Source organism: Sandaracinus amylolyticus (genome assembly GCF_000737325.1).
GTDB classification, from domain to species: domain Bacteria; phylum Myxococcota_A; class Polyangia; order Polyangiales; family Sandaracinaceae; genus Sandaracinus; species Sandaracinus amylolyticus.
In genome coordinates, this window is the sequence record NZ_CP011125.1 from 1,982,689 (window position 1) to 1,998,938 (window position 16,250).

Here is a 16,250-nt window from a genome sequence, read left to right on the forward strand (position 1 = left end):
TCCTGGCGCTACAGAAACCGTAGCGCGAGCGCACCGAGCGTCGCGAGCGCGTTACACCACGATCTCGGCGTCCTCGGTCCAAGGCTGGACGCGCTGCACCGCGCCCGCGACGAGCAGCGAGCCCGCGAGCGCGGCGACCTCGAGCGAGAGCGGCGTGAGCGCGGGATCGATCACCCCGCGCCCGATCACGAAGAGCAGCGCGATCGCCGCCGCGCCGAGACAGCGCTCAGAGGCCCTTCTCGCGGATGAACGCGTTCGTGAACGCCTCGGTCTTCGCGTAGCTGTCGCGCGTCGTCTTCTCGATGAAGCCCTCGACGGTCCCGCCGACCCCGAAGATCTTCACCTGGATGTCGTTCTCGCAGATGCGCTCGATGCGCTTGTCACCGCGCGGCTCGACCCAGAACGTGCCCGCGATGCTGATCTTGTCGCTGAGCTTCGACGTCGTGATCGTGTACTTCCAGATCCCCGTCGACGGATCCCAGCGGCCCTCTTCCGTGTAGCTGATGTCGCCGCCGATCAGCTTCGTCACGACCGCGGGCGCCTCGCTCTTCGGCTCGGTGCGGATGCGCCGTGTGCGAACGCCGCCGGGCAGCTCCTTCAGCTCGAGCAGCTCGTAGCCCTTGAAGCCGAGCGCTTCGAGGTAGAGCCGGCGGTTGTACTCCTCGTCGAAGAAGACCTTCGCCCAGAACGTGTCCTTGTCGGTCTCGAAGATGTTCTTCAGCGTGAACTTGGCCAAGGCAGTCCCTCCACTGCCTCGCCATGTAGCACGCAACCGCGGCCGCCCGACACACGCTCAGCGTTCGCTGTCGAGGTGCGCCATCTGCGCCGGCTGGTACCGCTCGCCCTCGAACGCGCTCGCCGGCGCGATCCGCTCGAGCGCCGCGAGCTCGTCCTTCGAGAGCGGCTTCGCCATCGCGGCCAGCGCGTCGTCCCACTGCGCGCGCGTCTTCGCGCCGACGAGCGTGACGAGGCGCGGCTGCTTCGCGAGCGCCCACGCGATCACGAGCTGCCCCGGCGTGCGCCCGCTCTCCTGCGCGAACGTGCGAAGCGCGTCGACGACCGTCTCGTTCTTCTCGCGCGCGTCGCCGGTGAAGCGGGGCAGGTGCGCGCGGAAGTCGCTCGATCCCGTCGGCTTGCTGCCCGCGAGCAGCCCGCGCGAGAGCACGCCGTAGAGCGTCGCGCCGATCCCGAGCTCCTCGAGCGCCGGGAAGATCGCGCGCTCGGGCCCGCGGCTCGCGAGCGAGTACTCGATCTGCAGATCGGCGATCGGATGCACCGCGTGCGCGCGCCGGATCGTGTCGACGCCGACCTCCGACAGGCCCACGTGCCGCACGTATCCCGCCTTCACGAGGTCCGCGATCGCGCCGATCGTCTCCTCGATCGGCACGCTCGGATCGAGGCGCGCCGGGCGGTACACGTCGATCACCTCGACGCCGAGCCGCTTCAGCGAGTACGCCGCGAACGTCGCGACCGCCGCCGGTCGCGTGTCGACGCCGATCCAGCGCCCGTCGGGCGCCCGCAGCGCGCCGAACTTCACCGAGATCACCGCGCGCTCTCGCCGCCCACCACCGGCGAGCGCGCGCCCGATCAGCATCTCGTTGTGGCCCATCCCGTAGAAGTCGCCGGTGTCGATCAGCATCGGTGCCCGCTCGAGCGCGGCGTGGATCGTCCGGATGCTCTCGGCGTCGTCGGTCGCGCCGTACATCCCGGACATGCCCATGCATCCGAGACCGATGGAGAGGACCTCGGGACCCGTCGCGCCCAGCTTCGTCGTGTTCGTCATGCGCCCACACTGGCCGTTCGCGTCCCATCCAACCAGCGAATAGGATGCATGCGACCCATGAACGAGATTTATGCGCGCGACCTCGATCTCAACCTGCTGCGCGTGTTCGTGGTCGTCGCGGAGAGCGGCAGCGTGACCAGCGCAGCCGCGCGCCTCTATCTGACCCAGCCCGCGATCAGCGCGGCGCTCAAGCGCCTGACCGACGCGGTCGGCGCGCCGCTCTTCGCGCGACAAGGGCGCGGCCTCGCGCTCACCGCGCGCGGCGAGCGGCTCCACGCCGAGGTGAAGCCGCACCTCTCCGCGCTCGTCGCGGCCGCGCTCTCACCGCCGTCGTTCGATCCCGCGACCAGCGAGCGCACGGTGCGCCTCGGCCTCTCCGACGCGAACGAAGCGACGCTCCTGCCGCCGCTCCTGCGCGTGCTCGCCGACGAAGCGCCGCGCATGCGGGTGGTCGTGCTGCCGGTGCAGTTCCGCACCGTCGGCGACGCGCTCGCGTCCGGTCGCATCGACCTCGCGGTCACGGTTGCCGACGAGCTCCCCGCCGGCACCCATCGCGAGGCGCTCTTCACCGGCGGCTTCTGTGCGCTCTTCGATCCCCGGCACGCGCGCCTCGGATCGCGTCCCTCGCTCGCGAAGTACCTCGCGCAGGATCACGTGATCGTCTCGTACAACGGCGATCTGCGCGGCGTCGTCGAGGACTTCGCGAAGGTCACGCGCCGCGTGCGCTGCTCGGTCAGCACGTTTCACGTGCTCGGCGCGATCGTCGAGGGCAGCGCGCTCGTCGCCACGATCCCCGAGGTCGTCGCGCACGACATCCGCAGCACGCGCCCGGCGCTGCGCACCGCGAAGCTCCCGTTCGAGCTACGCGGCTCGGCCGTCGAGCTCATCACGCGCAGCGCGATCGCGGACGATCCCGCGATCCGCTTCGTGCGCGATCACCTGGTCCGCATCGCGCGCGCGAGCGTGCGGCTCACGCGACGCGCAGGACGACGACCGTGACGTTGTCCTCGCCGCCGTGCTCGTTCGCGCGCTGCACCAGGAGCTGCGACATCTTCTCGACGTCGGCGCCGCTGCTCTGCACGGTCTCGAGGATCTGCTCGTCGGTGATCATCCCGCTCAGCCCGTCCGAGCACAGCACGTAGACGTCGCCGGGCTGCGGCTGCTCGGGCACCAGATCGACCACCACCGAGTCCTGCATGCCGAGCGCGCGCGTGATGACGTTCTTCGGCAGCTCCTCGCGCTGCTCCGGCGTCATGTCGGGCATCACGAGCAGGTAGTCGTTCAGCAGCGAGTGATCGCGCGTGAGCAGCGTGATGTGCCCGCCGCGGACGCGATAGCAGCGGCTGTCACCGACGTGCGCGACGTACATCCGCCCGCGCTCGCGCGCGACCAGCGCGCCGACCACCGTCGTGCCCATCCCGTGCACCTCGCGATAGCGCGTCGATGCCTCGAAGATGCGCTTGTTCGCGACCTTGATGCCGGTGATGAGGCGGTTCTCCTCGACCGACAGGTGCGGGTCGAAGTGGAACGGCCAGGTCGCGTCTTCCTTCGCCGTCGCTTGGAAGAACGACGCGATGGTGTGCGTGGCCATCTTGCTCGCGACGTCTCCGGCGCGGTGCCCGCCCATGCCGTCGGCGACGATGTACAGGTCGAACTCCGGCAGGATCACGAAGCTGTCTTCGTTGTGCTCCCGCTGCTGGCCGACGTCGGAGAGCCCTGCGGCGACGATTTGCATGCGCTTGGACCCCGGAGCCTCGGTGAGAAACCTCGCCGGGATGTCACGCGGTGTCAAGCGTTCGACGCGCTCGGACGCGCGAGAACCGGCGGGGGGCAACGCACGATCAGGGGTGAGCCGGGCAGGTCGGCGAGCACGTCGCGGGTGCGCGCGCCGCGATAGCCGTCCGCTTTCGTCTCGGTGCGCGCGCTCGCCGCGACCTCGACGAGCGCGCCCGGCTCGACGATCGCCTCGCGCACGCGCAGCGACTCGGGGCGATGCACGCCGCGCGCGAGCAGCCATCGCGCGAGTGTCTCGTCGACGCGCGGCAGCGGCTCGGGATCGCGCTCGGGCGCGGGCAGATCGATCGTCGCGATCGCCGCATCGACCTCCACGTCGGGCTCACCGCCGCCGATCGCGACGGCGAACGGAACCGCCATCGCGTCGTCGATCGCGCCGTACGGGCCCTCGCCCCAGAGCCGCCACGCGACGCACTCGCGCCCCGAGAGCGGCGCGCGCAGCATCCCGCGCGCCTTCACGCTGCCGGTGTGCACCACACGCTCGGCGCGCGCGCGCACGATCGGCGACTCGAGCACCCGGTAGCGCAGATCGCCGGGCGGCGAGTCGGGCGCGTTCTTCATGCGCGCCGCGCCGATCACCATGAGCGGGATCGACACGAAGAAGCCGACCTCGCTGATCGCGATCGCGCCGATGCCGAGCGCGATCACGGAGCCGAGCAGGCCCGCACCGCCGAGCATCGTCGTGAGCGCGGCGCCGCTCGGCGGCTCGCTCGTCGGAACGCGCGGCCCGCGCGCGATCGCGTCGGGGTGCTGCTCGAGATCGACCAGCGACGTCGTCTCGCCGCACGCCGGGCAACGGCGCACCGGCCACGAGCGCACGCGGCAGTGGGTGCACACGAAGGTTCGATCGGTGCGCATGCTCTCAGCGTCCCCCCGATGCCGGTGATAGCGTCGCGGGCACCATGAGCAAGAAGCGCATCGCGATCATCCCTGGTGACGGCATCGGCAAGGAGGTGGTCGCGATCGGCGTCCAGCTGCTCGAGACGCTGCGCGAGGTGCGCGGGTATGCGATCGAGCTCGTGCCGTTCGACCTCGGTGCGGATCGTTTCCTGCGCGACGGCGCGACGTTCCCCGCGGACGACCAGAGGACGATCCGCGAGACCTGCGACGCGGTGCTGCTCGGCGCGATCGGCGATCCGCGCGTGCCCTCGCTCGACTATGCGCGCGACATCTTGTTCGGGCTGCGCTTCGGGCTCGATCTCTACTGCAACGTGCGCCCGATCCAGTGCCTCGACGATCGCCTCATGCCCATCAAGGGCAAGGGCGCGAAGGACTGCGACATGGTGGTGTTCCGCGAGAACACCGAGGGCGTCTACGTCGGCGTCGGCGGCAACTTCAAGAAGGGCACGCCGGACGAGGTCGCGATCACCGAGGACGTGAACACGCGCAAGGGCGTGGAGCGCGTGATCCGCGCCGCGTTCGAGTTCGCGGTGAAGCACGGCCGCAAGCGCGTGCTGATGAGCGACAAGAACAACGCGATGCCGCACGCGCACGGCCTGTGGAAGCGCGTGTTCGAGGAAGTGCGCGGCGAGTACGCGGGCATCGAGTCGCGTCACATGTACGTCGACGCGCTGTGCATGCAGATGGTGCGCGCGCCCGAGACGCTCGACGTGATCGTCACGAACAACCTGTTCGGCGACATCGTGACCGACCTCGGCGCGGCGCTGCAGGGCGGGCTCGGCATGGCGGCGAGCGCGAACATCCATCCGGGCCGCATCGGCATGTTCGAGCCGGTGCACGGCAGCGCGCCCGACATCGCGGGCAAGGACATGGCGAACCCGCTCGCGACGGTGCTGACGATCGGCATGATGTGCACGCACCTCGGCTTCGAGGGCGAAGAGGCGCGCCTCGTCGAGATCGTGCGCGAGGCAGTGCGCACCGGACGCTGCACCCGCGACGTCGGCGGCGAGATGGGGACCCGCGCGGTCGGCGACTGGGTGCTCGCGCAGGTGCGGGGGAGCTGATCACGCCATGATCAGCGGCGCGACGTGAATCGGATCCCTCGCAGGATCTGCTGACGCGTCTCGATCATCGATGCGATCCCGATCGCGACCTGATCGGTGCGCATGCACGCCCAATCCGGGATCACCACGTCGATCGCGAACGGTGTTCTCGGGCAGTCGACGCGAGCCCGCACGTGCACGCCTCCATGCACCAGCTCGAGCTCGATCTCGGCCACCGGGAGCCAGTCACGGTACGAGCGCACCTGAGCCTCGACGGCGCGCCAGTCGATCGGCTCGCGTCGCAGCAGCTCCTCGGGGACGACGCGCTTGCCGCCGGTCTCCGCGACCGCGCCATCGCTGCGCAGCACCGCGTCGACGAACGCCTGCGGAGGCGCGTAGGAATGGTGCGCGACGTAGTGCGCGATCAACGTCGGCGCGGCGTAGACCACGCCGTCACCCTGCACCCGGATCTCCGCCGACGCGACGGGTGACCGAAGATCGCAGAACGGACACCCATGATGGCCGCGGGTCTGGTGGAGCCGGTGCTCGTCCGACTCGCACATCGTCGTGAGCAGCGCCACGAACCGCGGGCTCGGTCGCGCAGTCGGCACCGGGTGCGCGGCGTCGAGCCAGCCGACGTTCACCTCGGGATCCGAGTAGGTGCATCGCTCGTCGCCGCCGTGTCCGAACAGATGCTCGGGGCGCGATCCTGGTGGTCCGGTCTCGGACCAGCCGATCGGCATGATCTCGAAGTACGAGTAGGGCGTGAGGTCTTCGAACCACGTCACGCCCCGATGATGGCACGCGCTCGCGATCACTCGCACCGAGGAAGCGCGAGCGCGATGCCGCCCTGACTCGTCACGACCGTCGAGCGATCAGATCGCTCTGCGGCACTCGTTCGACTCGCAGTGGAACGTCTCGCTCGGATAGCCGAGCTCGACGCAGTCCTGGTCGGCGTCGCACTCGTCGACGCAGTCGCCGTCGCGGCACACGAGCCCCTGCTGGAAGCACTGCTCCGCCTCGAGCGCCGAGCAGAGGCTGTCGATGCAGCGCCCGCCCGTCGGGTGGTCCTGCAGACACGTCGCGTGGTCGTCGTCGAACAGCCGCTGGCAGTCCGCGAGGCACGCCCAGCTCGGCGGGTCCTGCGGATAGCAGTGCCCGGTCCCCCCGATGCCGTGCGTGTCTGTGCCGAAGCAGAAGAGGCCCGGCGCGCACTGCTCGGTGTCGGTGCACTCGCACCCGCCGGCGCGCTCGAATCCCTCGCATCGAGTGCAGATGCCCACGACCTGCACGCCGAACTCCGTCGCTGCGCACGACATCTCGCCGTCGTGATCGGAGCACGTCATTCCGATCTCCGAGTCTCCGTCCGGCACGTCGTCGTACACCGCGTCGGCGCACTGGCATCCTTCCTCACCCAGCGTGCAGCTCCCCGGCGCGGGCGGCTGCGGCGTAGGCTCGGGCGGAGGGGGCGGCGGCGGCCACGACGGCCAGCGCACCATGTCGCCGCGCCAGAACGCGTCGCCGAAGTGACGAATGAAGCCGTCGTAGTTCGAGACGTTGCGGACTGCCTTGCTGCGATGGCTGCAGTCACCCCCGTCGTCCGCCTCGTACTGCGCGAGGTGCTCGGCCGCCGCGGTGCCGTACTGCGCGCCGTTCTGGAGGTCCGCGATGCACAGATTGCCGTGCCAGTGCGAGTGACGATCGCGGATCGAGCGCAGGATTCCTCCGAGCTCGACGAACACGTGGTGCAGCGGCTCGTGGATCGTCGTCTCCACCTGCGCGAGATCGCCGTTGTCGAAGTACGTCGGACAATAATTCACGTACCCGAGCACGCTGTGGTGCGCCGACGGATTGCCGATCGCGGTGAAGCACGCATTGCCGCCGTTCTGCGGCTGGTGCGGACAGCGATGGCGCAGCGTCACGAGCCCGTGCTCGCCAGTGCTGAACGTCCTCCAGAGATGATTGATCGCCTGGCGCACCGCGCCGAATCGATCGGCGTCGTACTCACCGAACCAGTTCGCGAAGCTCGAGTCGCGCGCCGACAGGCGCGTTCCGTCGCCGCGCTCGCCGCGCAGGGCCCACGCCTGGGCGCGCACGCCGGGGCTCGCTGCGTTCAGCGCCTCGATCGCGCGATGCACCATCCACACGTGATGGTGGGCCTGGATCCACGAGCGCTTGATCGTCACGCACTCGTCCTGGTGGCAGTCGCTCATCGGCGGGAAGCGCACCGGCGGCATCTCCGCCGGGAAGACGTGATCGAGATCGTCGAACGCCTCGCTCTCGCAGGGATCGAGATCCGCGATCAGGTCGAGCTCGTCGAGCACGATCCCGGTGCTCCGCTGCGCGAGCGCGACGCGCTCGATGCGCCGCGTCGTGCCCTCGAGCGCGACCGTGCGGACGACGTCGACGTCGTCGAGCGGCGTGCGGCCCGGGTCGAGCGTGCGCGTCGTGCTCGTGACGCGCGTGGCCGTGCTCCCGATCACGATCCGCGTGCCGCCGACCACGAGCGCGCTCCGCGTCGTGATCGTCCCGTCCTCGTCCTGCGCCTGCACGCTCTCGGCGAGCCGCACGGTCCTGCGCCGTGCCGGCGCCGGCCCGACGAGCACCGCCTCACCGCGCTCGCCACGCGCGACGAGCTCGCGCAGATCGGGCGGTGGCAGCGGCGCCGCCGCGATCCAGTCGCTCGGCGGATCGCCCTCCTCGGGCTCGACGCACTCGACCTCGTCGGGCGCGGTGATCGTCCCCGGCCCGGTCAGCCCGCCGTCGCTCGTCGCCGCGACGAACGTCAGCGACTCGCTGCTCGACGCTCCCTCGCTCGACGCTCCCTCGGTCGACGCTCCCTCGCTCGACGCCACGCACCCGAGGCACACGAGCGCGCCGAGCAAGAGGCCCTTGCTCCTCCACGTTCTCATTCGACTCCTCCCGGCGCTGCGCGTCGGCGCGCGCGCCTCGGAGAGGCCTTGGAGGCGAGCTCGCGCGATCTTGCGCACACGCCGCGCGTGCCTCGGCTGCTACACGTGCCCACGTGCCCGACCCCCGCGAGGCCCTCGCCACGATCGCGCTGCTCGCCACGGTGAGCGCGTGCGGGGCCCCCGATCGCGCGCCTCCACCCGCGCCCGCGCCGCTCGCGATCGAGCTCGCGGGGTGCGCGCAGATCCCGGGCGAGAGCGTCTGCGAGCTCGGCGACGACGCGCGCGACGTCACGGTCTTCGCGCGCGCGATCTCGGTGCGCGCGAGCGCCGACGGAGCGCCCCTCGAGCCGCTCGAGTCGGTCGCCGCGCAGGGCGGCACGCGCCTCCGCCTCCGGGTGCCGAGCGGTGCGCGCGAGCTCGTCGTGTCCACCGAAGGCGCGCGCGCTGCGATCGTGGTGCGTCCCCTCCAGGTCCCCGCGCGCGTCGCGACGCTGCTCGCGATGCGCCGGCGCGGTGAGCTCGACGAGGTCGAGCGCGCCCTCGACGCGTGGGAGCGGGAGCCCTCGCTCGATGACTGCGACCGCGCGCGCCTCGTCGGCGTGCAAGCGCGCGTCGCGTTCTCGCGCGGCGAGCCCGAGCGCGTCGACGCGCTCTACGCCGCGTCGATCCCCGCGCTCCTCGCGTGCGGTCGCGTCTCGGAGGCCGTCAACGACGCACTGGCCCGCGCGTACACCCAGAACATGCAGCTCCGCGACTTCGCGGCGGCGCGCGCGACGCTCGACGCGATCGCGCCGCGCAGCGCGCCGTTCGCCGAGGGCGCGGCGTGGATCGCCTACCAGCGCGCGTCGCTCGCGATGCGCCTCGGCGAGCTCGGCGCCGCGATGCAGCACCTCGACGACGCCGAGCAGCGCACCGAGCGGATCGCCCTCGCCGGGCTCCGCTCCGACCTGCTCCAGATGCGCGGCTGGATCTACGGGCTGCTCGGCCGACACGACCGCGCCGCGTCGTCGGTCTCCGAGGCGAGCGCGTCGTGGGACGCGGAGGCGCCCTGCGATCGCGCGCGCCTGCTCGGCAACCTCGGCTGGCAGCGCTTGCTCGCCGCGGAGGCGGGGCAGGGCGCGCCGTCCGACGCGCGCGCGCCGCTCGCCCTCGCGCTCGAGATCCCCGACGCGGCGTGTCCCGACGGCGCGTGGCGCTCGCAGGTGCACCTCACGCTCGCGCGCGTCGCGGTGCTCGAGGGCGCGCTCGCCGAGGCCGAGCGTGCGCTGCAGCGCGCCGGGGAGGGCGCGTCGAGCGCCGACGGATCGCTGGCGATCGCGCTGCTCGACGTGCGCGGCCGGCTCGCGCTCGACGCGGGCGACGCGCGCGGCGCGCTCGTCATCTACGACGAGCTCGTCTCGCGTGCGCGCGCGGCAGGAGAGAGCGTGCCCGTCGGCGCGCTCGGTCGTGCCCGCGCGCTGCTGGCGCTCGGTCGCGAGGACGATGCGATCGACGCGCTCGCGGAGAGCGAGGACGAGCTCGACCGACAGATCGCCAGCGTGTCGCTCGGCATGGGCCGCGCCTCGCTCTCGGTCGGTCGCAGCGAGAGCGCGCGCCTGCTCGTGGAGGCGCTGATCGATCGCGGGCGCGCCGACGACGCGTTCCTCGCCGCGCGGCGCGCGCGGGCCCGTGTGCTGGGCTCGTTGCCGCGGCTCGCGTCGACGCTCACCGCGCTGCCCGACGACGAGCGCCGTGCGCGCGAGCGCGCGATCGCCGACTACTGGGCGGTCCGCCAGCGCATCGAGTCGCTCGCGCGCCAGGCGTTCACGGTGCCCGCCGACGAGCTGCCCGCGATCGAGCGCGCCCAGGCCGAGCAGCGCGCGCGCCTCGCCGCCCAGCTCGAGCGGCTGTTCCCCGCCATCCACACCCGCCCGCGGCCGCTCGTCGTCGCGCCCGGCGAGGTCGTCCTCGGCCTCTTCCCGCTCGGCGATCGCACCTTCGTGTTCGTGCAGGACGCGTCGGGCGTGCGCGCGTCCACGCACCCCGGCGACGCGCCGCCCGCGTCGATGCTCGCGGACGTCGCGCGCGCCGCGCCGCGCTCGCTGCGTGTGATCGCACCCACCGAAGGACCGCTCGCGCGCGTGCACGAGCTCGCGCTCGGCGATCGCGGCCCGCTCGGCCTCGCGATGCCGATCGAGCACGTCGTCGATCTCCCGCGCACGACGAGCGCCCCCCGCGATCGCGGCGCCGGCGTCTTCGTCTTCGACCCGCGCGGCGATCTCCCGGGCGCGCGCCGCGAGGCGGCGTGGCTGCGCGAGCACCTCGGCGACGCGAGCCCGCACACGTGGCTGCTCGGGCGCGACGCGACCCGCGCCGCGGTCCTCGCTGCGCTCGAGCGCGCGCGCTTCCTCCACTACGCGGGGCATGCGGTGCATGTGCGCGACGTATGGTGGGAGAGTGGCCTGCTCCTCGGCGAGCGCTCGATGCTGACGGTGAGCGACGTCCTCGCGGCGCGCGCGGTGCCCGAAGAGATCGTCCTCGCCGCGTGCGACACCGCGCGCAGCGATCCCGCGCGCCACGTCGCGACCGTCGGCATCGCGCAGGCGTTCGTCGTCGCGGGCGCCGATCACGTCGTCGCGACCCTCGACGCGGTCGAGGACGCCGCGGCGCTCGCCTTCAGCCGCGCCTACCACGCGACGTCGGGCCGCGCGCCCGAGCGCGTCCACCACGCGTCGCGCGCGCTCGCCGCCGCCGGCCACCCCTGGTCCACGTTCGTCCTGCTCGCGCCGTGACGGGCCGCTGCAAGATCTCGCCGCCTCGCCTCCAAGGCCTCTCTCGAAGGCCCTTCTCGTTCCCCGGAGCACGCATGCACGACGTCACGAGCTCGACTCGCCGCACGATCCTCCTCCTCTCGCTCGCCCTCGCGATCACGCCGGGCTGCGCCGCGGAGGTCGTCCCAGCCGGCGTCACCGAGGCCGACCTCGACTTCGCCGCGCCCACGCCCGATCTCCCGGACACCGAGATCCCCGAGTGCTGGTGGGTGCCCGAGGACCAGCCGGAGCTCTGCGGCGTCGAGCCCAACTGCGTTCCGCGCCAGCCCGCGCCGCGCACCCCGCCGCGGCGCGTCGCGTCGAGCACCACGCCGCCTATCACCATCACGACCACGACGACGCCCACGACGCCGCGCTCCTCGAGCCCGTTCGGTGGGCCGACCGATCTCGCCGCGCCGCCGGTCTGTCCGCCGACCGACGGCATCGTCGCGTGCCCGCAGTGCCTCCAGCGCGACACGCTCGATCCGCGCGTGCTCACCTTCGACATCCCGCAGCTCTCGCCGTACGTGCTGCTCTCGAACGGCGCCTCGAGCTGGCAGGTGAAGGACATGCTGATCCCGCGCAGCGGGGACCTCGGCGAGGTCACCGTCGATCTCGACCTCGCCGCCGTCGTCGATCAGTCGGGCAGCGTCGATCTCGACGAGCCGCTCTACGTGTTCGTCAGCCGCGAGTACGAGACCGGCCCCTATCCGTTCTGGAGCTGGTTCTACTGTCCCGCGGGCGGCGGCGAGTGCGTCGTCCTTCCGAGCGAGTGACGTCCGTTGGACGACGACCGCACGCTCGTCGAGGCCGCGCTCGCTCGTGATCCCGCGGCGTGCCGCGCGCTGATCACGCGCCTCACCCCGATCCTCCGCGCTCGCGTCGCGCGCGTGCTGGGCAAGCACGCCGCGCGGCGCGGTCGGCCCGCGGAGCGGCAGGAGGTGCTCGATCTGATCCAGGAGATCTTCGTGGTGCTCCTCGATCGCGACGGGCGCGTGCTGCGCAGCTGGGATCCCGAGCGCGGGCTCTCGCTCGCGAACTTCGTCGGGCTCGTCGCCGAGCGCGAGGCGAGCGCGTTCCTCAAGAGCGGTCGCCGCAGCGCGTGGGCCGAGGCGCCGACCGAGGATCTCGCGCTCCACGGCGAGACCGAGGCCGACGCCGGACCGGAGCCGAGCCTCGCGGCGCGACAGCTGCTCGAGCGGCTGGCCGAGCGCCTCCGCGAGCGCCTCAGCGCGCGCGACTTCGCGCTGTTCCACGCGCTCTACGTGCAGGAGCGGGAGATCGACGACGTGGCCGAGACCTTCTCGATGACCTCGAACGCGCTGTACACGTTCCGGAGTCGGCTGCGCCGCGACCTCGGCGAGATCCAGCGCGAGCTCTCGTCGCCGCCGGTGCGCGCGGGAGGGCTCGCGTGACCACGCGACGTGACGACGAGGACGACGACGCGCTGCTCCGCGACATCGGGGCGCTGCTTCGCGAAGAAGAACAGGAGACCTCGATGGACGCGTTCGGGCCGCTCTCGCCCGACGAGGAGCGCGCGCTCGCCGACGGCGTGCTCGATCGCATCGGGCGCGCCACGGAGGAGCCCGGCGCGAACGTGGTGCCGCTCGCGCCGCGGCGGCGCGTGCGGACGTGGCCGGCGATCGCCGGCGCGGTCGCGGTCGCCGCGGCGCTGGTGCTCGTGCTGCTGCCGCGCCGCGGCCCCGAGCTCCCGGCGTACGAGCTGGTGCCGCCGCGACCCGACGCGACGCACCGCGGCGACGAGCAGCCGGCGAGCGAAGAAGGCTACGCGCTCGGCCGCGAGCTCGAGGTCGTGCTGCGCCCCGCGCGCCGCGTGGAGCGCGTCGGCGCGCAGGTGCTCGTGGAGCGCAGCGAGGCGCTCACGCCGCTCGATGCGTCGGTCGAGCCGGCCGACGGAGGCACGCTCGTCGTGCGCGTGCCCACGGGCGAAGGCACCGCGCTCGATCGTGCGGGCACTGCGCGCCTGGTGTTCGTGGTCGCGCCCGAGGGCGAGACCTCCGAGGGCGCGCAGCGCCTCGTGTGGTCGGTGCGCCTCGTCGAGTGAGCGCTCAGCGCGTCGGGAACTGCATCAGCAGCACCATGCGGGTGCCGCGGCGCAGGCCTTGATAGACGTGCGGCCACGTCGGGCTCATCCGCACGTAGTCGCCGGGGCCGAGATCGACCGGCGCGTCGATCGGCCCCACGCGCAGCCGGCCCGACGTGCACACGAGGTGCTCGACCACGCCGCGCGCGTGGGCCGGTGACTCCTGGCGCTTCTGCAGCACCTCGGCCTCGAACATCTCGCAGCGCATCCCGCCGCTCTCGAACGCGTCGATCAGCCGGCCCACCACCGCGTCGCCGCGCACCTTCGTGCCCTCGGTCGCGCGCACCACCGTCATCGAGGGCGCGGGCGGATCCACCAGCTCCCCGAGCGACACCTCGAGGGGCACCGCGAGCGCCCAGAGCGTCTCGAGCGTCGGGTTCGCGCGGCCCGCCTCGAGCTCGGAGAGCGTGGCCTTGGCGATGCCCGAGCGGCGCGCGAGCTCGGACACGGTGAGCCCCTTGCTCTCGCGCGCGCGGCGCAGCGCGGCGCCGAGGTGGGCGCGGACGGCGTTCGGTTCCTTCACGCGTTCGTTATACCGGACGATCGTTGCTCATACCGAACGGTCCAGTAGACTGGAACGAGTGACCAGCATGCCGAACGACGTTCCGGTGCTCCGCGTGGCCCGCACCCGCGAGCTCGACGCGCTCCGAGCCCTCGTCGCGCGCTCGTGGCGCGCCCTCGCCGCGCGCAGCTACGCGCCCGACGTGATCGAGGCCGCGCTCGGCGTCGCGATCCGCGTCGACCCCGCGCTCGTCGAGGACGGCACGTACTTCGTCGCCGAGATCGACGGCCAGCTCGCGGCGTGCGGCGGCTGGAGCGCGCGGGTGCCGACCGTGAAGGGCGCGGACCTCCCGACGCCTCGCGCGGAGGTGCGCGCGATGTTCGTCGCGTCGGAGCACACGCGGCGCGGGCTCGGTCGCGCGCTGCTCGAGCGCGCGGAGCGCGCGATCCGCGACGCGGGCTTCGACTCCGCGTACCTCGTCGCGACCCACAGCGGCCTCGAGCTCTATCGCGCCGCGGGCTACGTCGAGCGCGGCGCGCACGTCGCGATGCTCCCCGGCGGCGTCGCGTTCCCGCTGACGCTGATGTCGCGATCGCTCGCGCGCTGAGCGCGAAGGACGACGAAGGCCAGCACGTCACCGTCGTGGCCTTCGTCTCGTATCCCTGGCTGGCGCTCAGTCTGCGCTCGGCTCGACCGGCGCGGGCGTCACCGGTTCGATCGGCTCGACTCCGGGGGCTTCGGGCTCGCTCGGCGCGGCGCGTCCCTCCGCCCTCGCCTCGAGCGCGCGCACGCGCCCGAGGATCGGGGCCTCGTCGGTGCCGGTCGCGGCGAGCACCATCGCGAGCGCGTTGACGACGCGGATCCACTGGTTGCGCGCGCGCACCGTGCTCGAGCCGGTGATCGTCTCTGCGACCATCGCAGCGCGCGACTTCTCGTTCGCGTCGATGGTCGTCGCGACCTGCTGCAGCGCCCGATAGCGATCGAGCAGCGTGGTGCCGTCGTGGATCTTGAGCTTCGCGAGCAGTCGTTCGTCGCTCTCGGTCACGCGCCCCGCCCGGAGCTTCGCTTCACCCCCCTGCTCGGTCCACGAGAGGTTCACGACGGCGACGCCGGTGGGAAAGAGGCGATCGCGCAGCTGCGTGTACTTCGCGCGCTCGTCGTCGGCCTGCGCGAACCGACGCTCCGACTCGAGGCGTCCGAACATCGCGTGAACGAGCTCGTCGTGGACGACGTCGTCGGCGTGGAGCTGCGCCGTGAGCTTTGCGACGGCGGCGTTGGTGATCGGCTGCGACTCGATCAGCCCCCGGTTGGCTGCCTCGATATCGGGGAGCAGCGCCGCGGCGGCGGGCACCGCCTCGATCGCGATGCGCTCGGGCGATCCGCGGCGGATCAGGTCGGCGCCCAGGGTCGCCATGTTCTCGGTGCTCAGTCTCTTCAGGGCCATCGTTCGTTTCTCCTCGGGATCTCGGTGGTCGGGAGCGCTCGCGAGACGTTCGCGACGCGCGGCCCTGGTCTCGACCACTCGCGACCGCCGTTGCGTGGTGTCGCGCGCTCACCGAACCACGGGGCGACACCTCGCGAGGTGGTCGCGACGCCTCCGAACCACGGCCGACCTCCTCGCGGAGGTGGTCTCGGGCGCTCCAGACCACGGCGAGGTGCCTCGTCGAGGTGGTCCGTCGCGCTCCGGACCACGGCGAGGCGCCTCGACGAGGTGGTCTCGGGCCATCGAACCACGAGCGACCACCGCGTCGAGGTGGTCGTCCATGGTTCGGTGGCCGGCGACCGCCTCGACGAGGTGGCCGCCGGTGGTTGGGCGCGCGGGTCGCCACCCCGGGGCGGTGGCTTGGTATGGTCGCCTCTTCCTGCTCCGCCATCGTCGCCGCCTAGCCCCCGCACCGCGTCAGTCGTGGTCTTCGCTGCGTCCGATGAGCATCGCAGCAGGCCACGTGGTCGGAAGGAGCACGATGCGGAACGTGCGGGCGACGATCAGTGCGACGAGTACTCGCAGGCCGCGCTCGACTACCACGTCGCGCTGTACGACCTGCGCACCGGCGCGTTGCGCGAGGCGATGAGCGCGTCGTCGACGCCGCGATGACGATCGACGTGCTGATCCTGGACAGGATCGAAGTCGTCCGCAGCGCGCGTGGCATCGGCTCGGCCTGGCAGCGGCCGATGCGGACATCGAGGCGTTCGGCCGGGGACGAGGGCTGGTCGCGTGCAAGCCGTTCCCGCTTCAATTCGAGGGAGTCGGCGACGAGCTCGAGCAGCTCTCACCGGCGGCGAGGGCGCAACGTGACAGCATCGTCGCGCCGCGACGCGCAAGCTGACTCGGTAATGGAGTCAGCTCGGATTCGAGCGCCTTCCGAGATCGCCCTATTTGATCTTGAACCTCGCGTACGAGCGCCCGTCGCGTCATGACCTCG

The 16,250-nt window shown here is 72.2% G+C and carries 17 protein-coding genes; 8 read left to right on the forward strand and 9 right to left on the reverse strand.

What is annotated here, in order from left to right; translation table 11 throughout:
* Positions 1-51: 51 nt before the first annotated feature.
* The 3 genes from DB32_RS46520 to DB32_RS08335 are packed head-to-tail and all read right to left on the reverse strand — an operon-like array spanning position 52 to position 1,783.
* Positions 52-189: a hypothetical protein gene (locus DB32_RS46520; RefSeq protein WP_157068848.1), complete on the reverse strand. Its 138-nt coding sequence runs from the start codon at positions 187-189 to the stop codon at positions 52-54.
* A 37-nt stretch (positions 190-226) separates the two neighbouring features.
* Positions 227-736, reverse strand: a complete 510-nt coding sequence (locus DB32_RS08330) for a DUF2505 domain-containing protein (RefSeq protein WP_053231881.1) — start codon at positions 734-736, stop codon at positions 227-229.
* Positions 737-793: 57 nt separating this feature from the next.
* Positions 794-1,783, reverse strand: coding sequence for an aldo/keto reductase (locus tag DB32_RS08335; protein WP_053231882.1), 990 nt, complete (start codon positions 1,781-1,783; stop codon positions 794-796).
* A 57-nt stretch (positions 1,784-1,840) separates the two neighbouring features.
* On the opposite strand from DB32_RS08335, the gene DB32_RS08340 reads away from it, so the two are divergent.
* Positions 1,841-2,782, forward strand: coding sequence for a LysR family transcriptional regulator (locus tag DB32_RS08340; RefSeq protein WP_053231883.1), 942 nt, complete (start codon positions 1,841-1,843; stop codon positions 2,780-2,782).
* On the opposite strand, the gene DB32_RS08345 is transcribed toward DB32_RS08340, so the two are convergent.
* Positions 2,754-3,518 carry a Stp1/IreP family PP2C-type Ser/Thr phosphatase gene (locus DB32_RS08345; protein WP_053231884.1) on the reverse strand — a complete coding sequence of 255 codons (765 nt, stop codon included), beginning with the start codon at positions 3,516-3,518 and terminating at the stop codon, positions 2,754-2,756. The two genes, DB32_RS08340 and DB32_RS08345, sit on opposite strands and share 29 nt — an antisense overlap.
* A 53-nt stretch (positions 3,519-3,571) precedes the next feature.
* Positions 3,572-4,435 (reverse strand): hypothetical protein, encoded by an 864-nt coding sequence (locus tag DB32_RS45095; RefSeq protein WP_053231885.1) that lies wholly within the window; start codon positions 4,433-4,435, stop codon positions 3,572-3,574.
* 44 nt (positions 4,436-4,479) lie between these two features.
* Between DB32_RS45095 and DB32_RS08355 the strand changes: the two genes are divergently transcribed.
* Positions 4,480-5,541, forward strand: a complete 1,062-nt coding sequence (locus DB32_RS08355) for an isocitrate/isopropylmalate dehydrogenase family protein (protein ID WP_053231886.1) — start codon at positions 4,480-4,482, stop codon at positions 5,539-5,541.
* Positions 5,542-5,552: 11 nt separating this feature from the next.
* Here the strand turns inward: DB32_RS08355 and DB32_RS08360 are convergent, their stop codons facing one another.
* Positions 5,553-6,308, reverse strand: coding sequence for a DUF7919 family protein (locus tag DB32_RS08360; RefSeq protein ID WP_157068849.1), 756 nt, complete (start codon positions 6,306-6,308; stop codon positions 5,553-5,555).
* 87 nt (positions 6,309-6,395) lie between these two features.
* Complete coding sequence (locus DB32_RS08365; RefSeq protein WP_157068850.1) at positions 6,396-8,432, reverse strand: M35 family metalloendopeptidase; 2,037 nt, start codon at positions 8,430-8,432, stop codon at positions 6,396-6,398.
* 113 nt (positions 8,433-8,545) lie between these two features.
* Between DB32_RS08365 and DB32_RS08370 the strand changes: the two genes are divergently transcribed.
* The 4 genes from DB32_RS08370 (at position 8,546) to DB32_RS08385 (ending at position 13,286) form a co-directional block, all read left to right on the forward strand.
* A complete protein-coding gene (locus tag DB32_RS08370; RefSeq protein WP_053231889.1) occupies positions 8,546-11,203 on the forward strand; it encodes a CHAT domain-containing protein in 2,658 nt (885 codons plus the stop codon).
* 74 nt (positions 11,204-11,277) lie between these two features.
* Entirely contained in the window at positions 11,278-11,997 is a 720-nt protein-coding gene (locus DB32_RS08375) for a hypothetical protein (protein WP_053231890.1), read from the forward strand.
* A gap of 6 nt (positions 11,998-12,003) precedes the next feature.
* Positions 12,004-12,636, forward strand: coding sequence for an RNA polymerase sigma factor (locus DB32_RS08380; RefSeq protein ID WP_053231891.1), 633 nt, complete (start codon positions 12,004-12,006; stop codon positions 12,634-12,636).
* Positions 12,633-13,286 carry a hypothetical protein gene (locus tag DB32_RS08385; RefSeq protein WP_053231892.1) on the forward strand — a complete coding sequence of 218 codons (654 nt, stop codon included), beginning with the start codon at positions 12,633-12,635 and terminating at the stop codon, positions 13,284-13,286. Before DB32_RS08380 ends, DB32_RS08385 begins: the two co-directional genes overlap by 4 nt.
* 4 nt (positions 13,287-13,290) lie before the next feature.
* On the opposite strand, the gene DB32_RS08390 is transcribed toward DB32_RS08385, so the two are convergent.
* Entirely contained in the window at positions 13,291-13,848 is a 558-nt protein-coding gene (locus DB32_RS08390) for a helix-turn-helix domain-containing protein (RefSeq protein ID WP_053231893.1), read from the reverse strand.
* Positions 13,849-13,915: 67 nt separating this feature from the next.
* Here DB32_RS08390 and DB32_RS08395 point away from each other — a divergent pair, with 67 nt between their 5' ends.
* Positions 13,916-14,434, forward strand: a complete 519-nt coding sequence (locus DB32_RS08395; protein ID WP_075097852.1) for a GNAT family N-acetyltransferase — start codon at positions 13,916-13,918, stop codon at positions 14,432-14,434.
* Positions 14,435-14,500: 66 nt separating this feature from the next.
* Here the strand turns inward: DB32_RS08395 and DB32_RS08400 are convergent, their stop codons facing one another.
* The gene (locus DB32_RS08400; RefSeq protein WP_157068852.1) at positions 14,501-15,271 is read right to left on the reverse strand and encodes a hypothetical protein; all 771 of its coding nucleotides are present in this window, start codon (positions 15,269-15,271) and stop codon (positions 14,501-14,503) included.
* A 462-nt stretch (positions 15,272-15,733) separates the two neighbouring features.
* On the opposite strand from DB32_RS08400, the gene DB32_RS08405 reads away from it, so the two are divergent.
* Complete coding sequence (locus DB32_RS08405; RefSeq protein WP_053231896.1) at positions 15,734-15,922, forward strand: hypothetical protein; 189 nt, start codon at positions 15,734-15,736, stop codon at positions 15,920-15,922.
* Positions 15,923-16,250: the final 328 nt, after the last annotated feature.

Bases quoted from the DNA above. Each gene is read 5' to 3' on its own strand.
- DB32_RS08355 (WP_053231886.1), top strand. From the start codon at position 4,480: ATGAGCAAGAAGCGCATCGCGATCATCCCTGGTGACGGCATCGGCAAG.
- DB32_RS45095 (WP_053231885.1), bottom strand. From the start codon at position 4,435: ATGCGCACCGATCGAACCTTCGTGTGCACCCACTGCCGCGTGCGCTCG.
- DB32_RS08340 (WP_053231883.1), top strand. From the start codon at position 1,841: ATGAACGAGATTTATGCGCGCGACCTCGATCTCAACCTGCTGCGCGTG.
- DB32_RS08335 (WP_053231882.1), bottom strand. From the start codon at position 1,783: ATGACGAACACGACGAAGCTGGGCGCGACGGGTCCCGAGGTCCTCTCC.
- DB32_RS08365 (WP_157068850.1), bottom strand. From the start codon at position 8,432: ATGAGAACGTGGAGGAGCAAGGGCCTCTTGCTCGGCGCGCTCGTGTGC.
- DB32_RS08375 (WP_053231890.1), top strand. From the start codon at position 11,278: ATGCACGACGTCACGAGCTCGACTCGCCGCACGATCCTCCTCCTCTCG.
- DB32_RS08400 (WP_157068852.1), bottom strand. From the start codon at position 15,271: ATGGCCCTGAAGAGACTGAGCACCGAGAACATGGCGACCCTGGGCGCC.
- DB32_RS08345 (WP_053231884.1), bottom strand. From the start codon at position 3,518: ATGCAAATCGTCGCCGCAGGGCTCTCCGACGTCGGCCAGCAGCGGGAG.
- DB32_RS08395 (WP_075097852.1), top strand. From the start codon at position 13,916: ATGCCGAACGACGTTCCGGTGCTCCGCGTGGCCCGCACCCGCGAGCTC.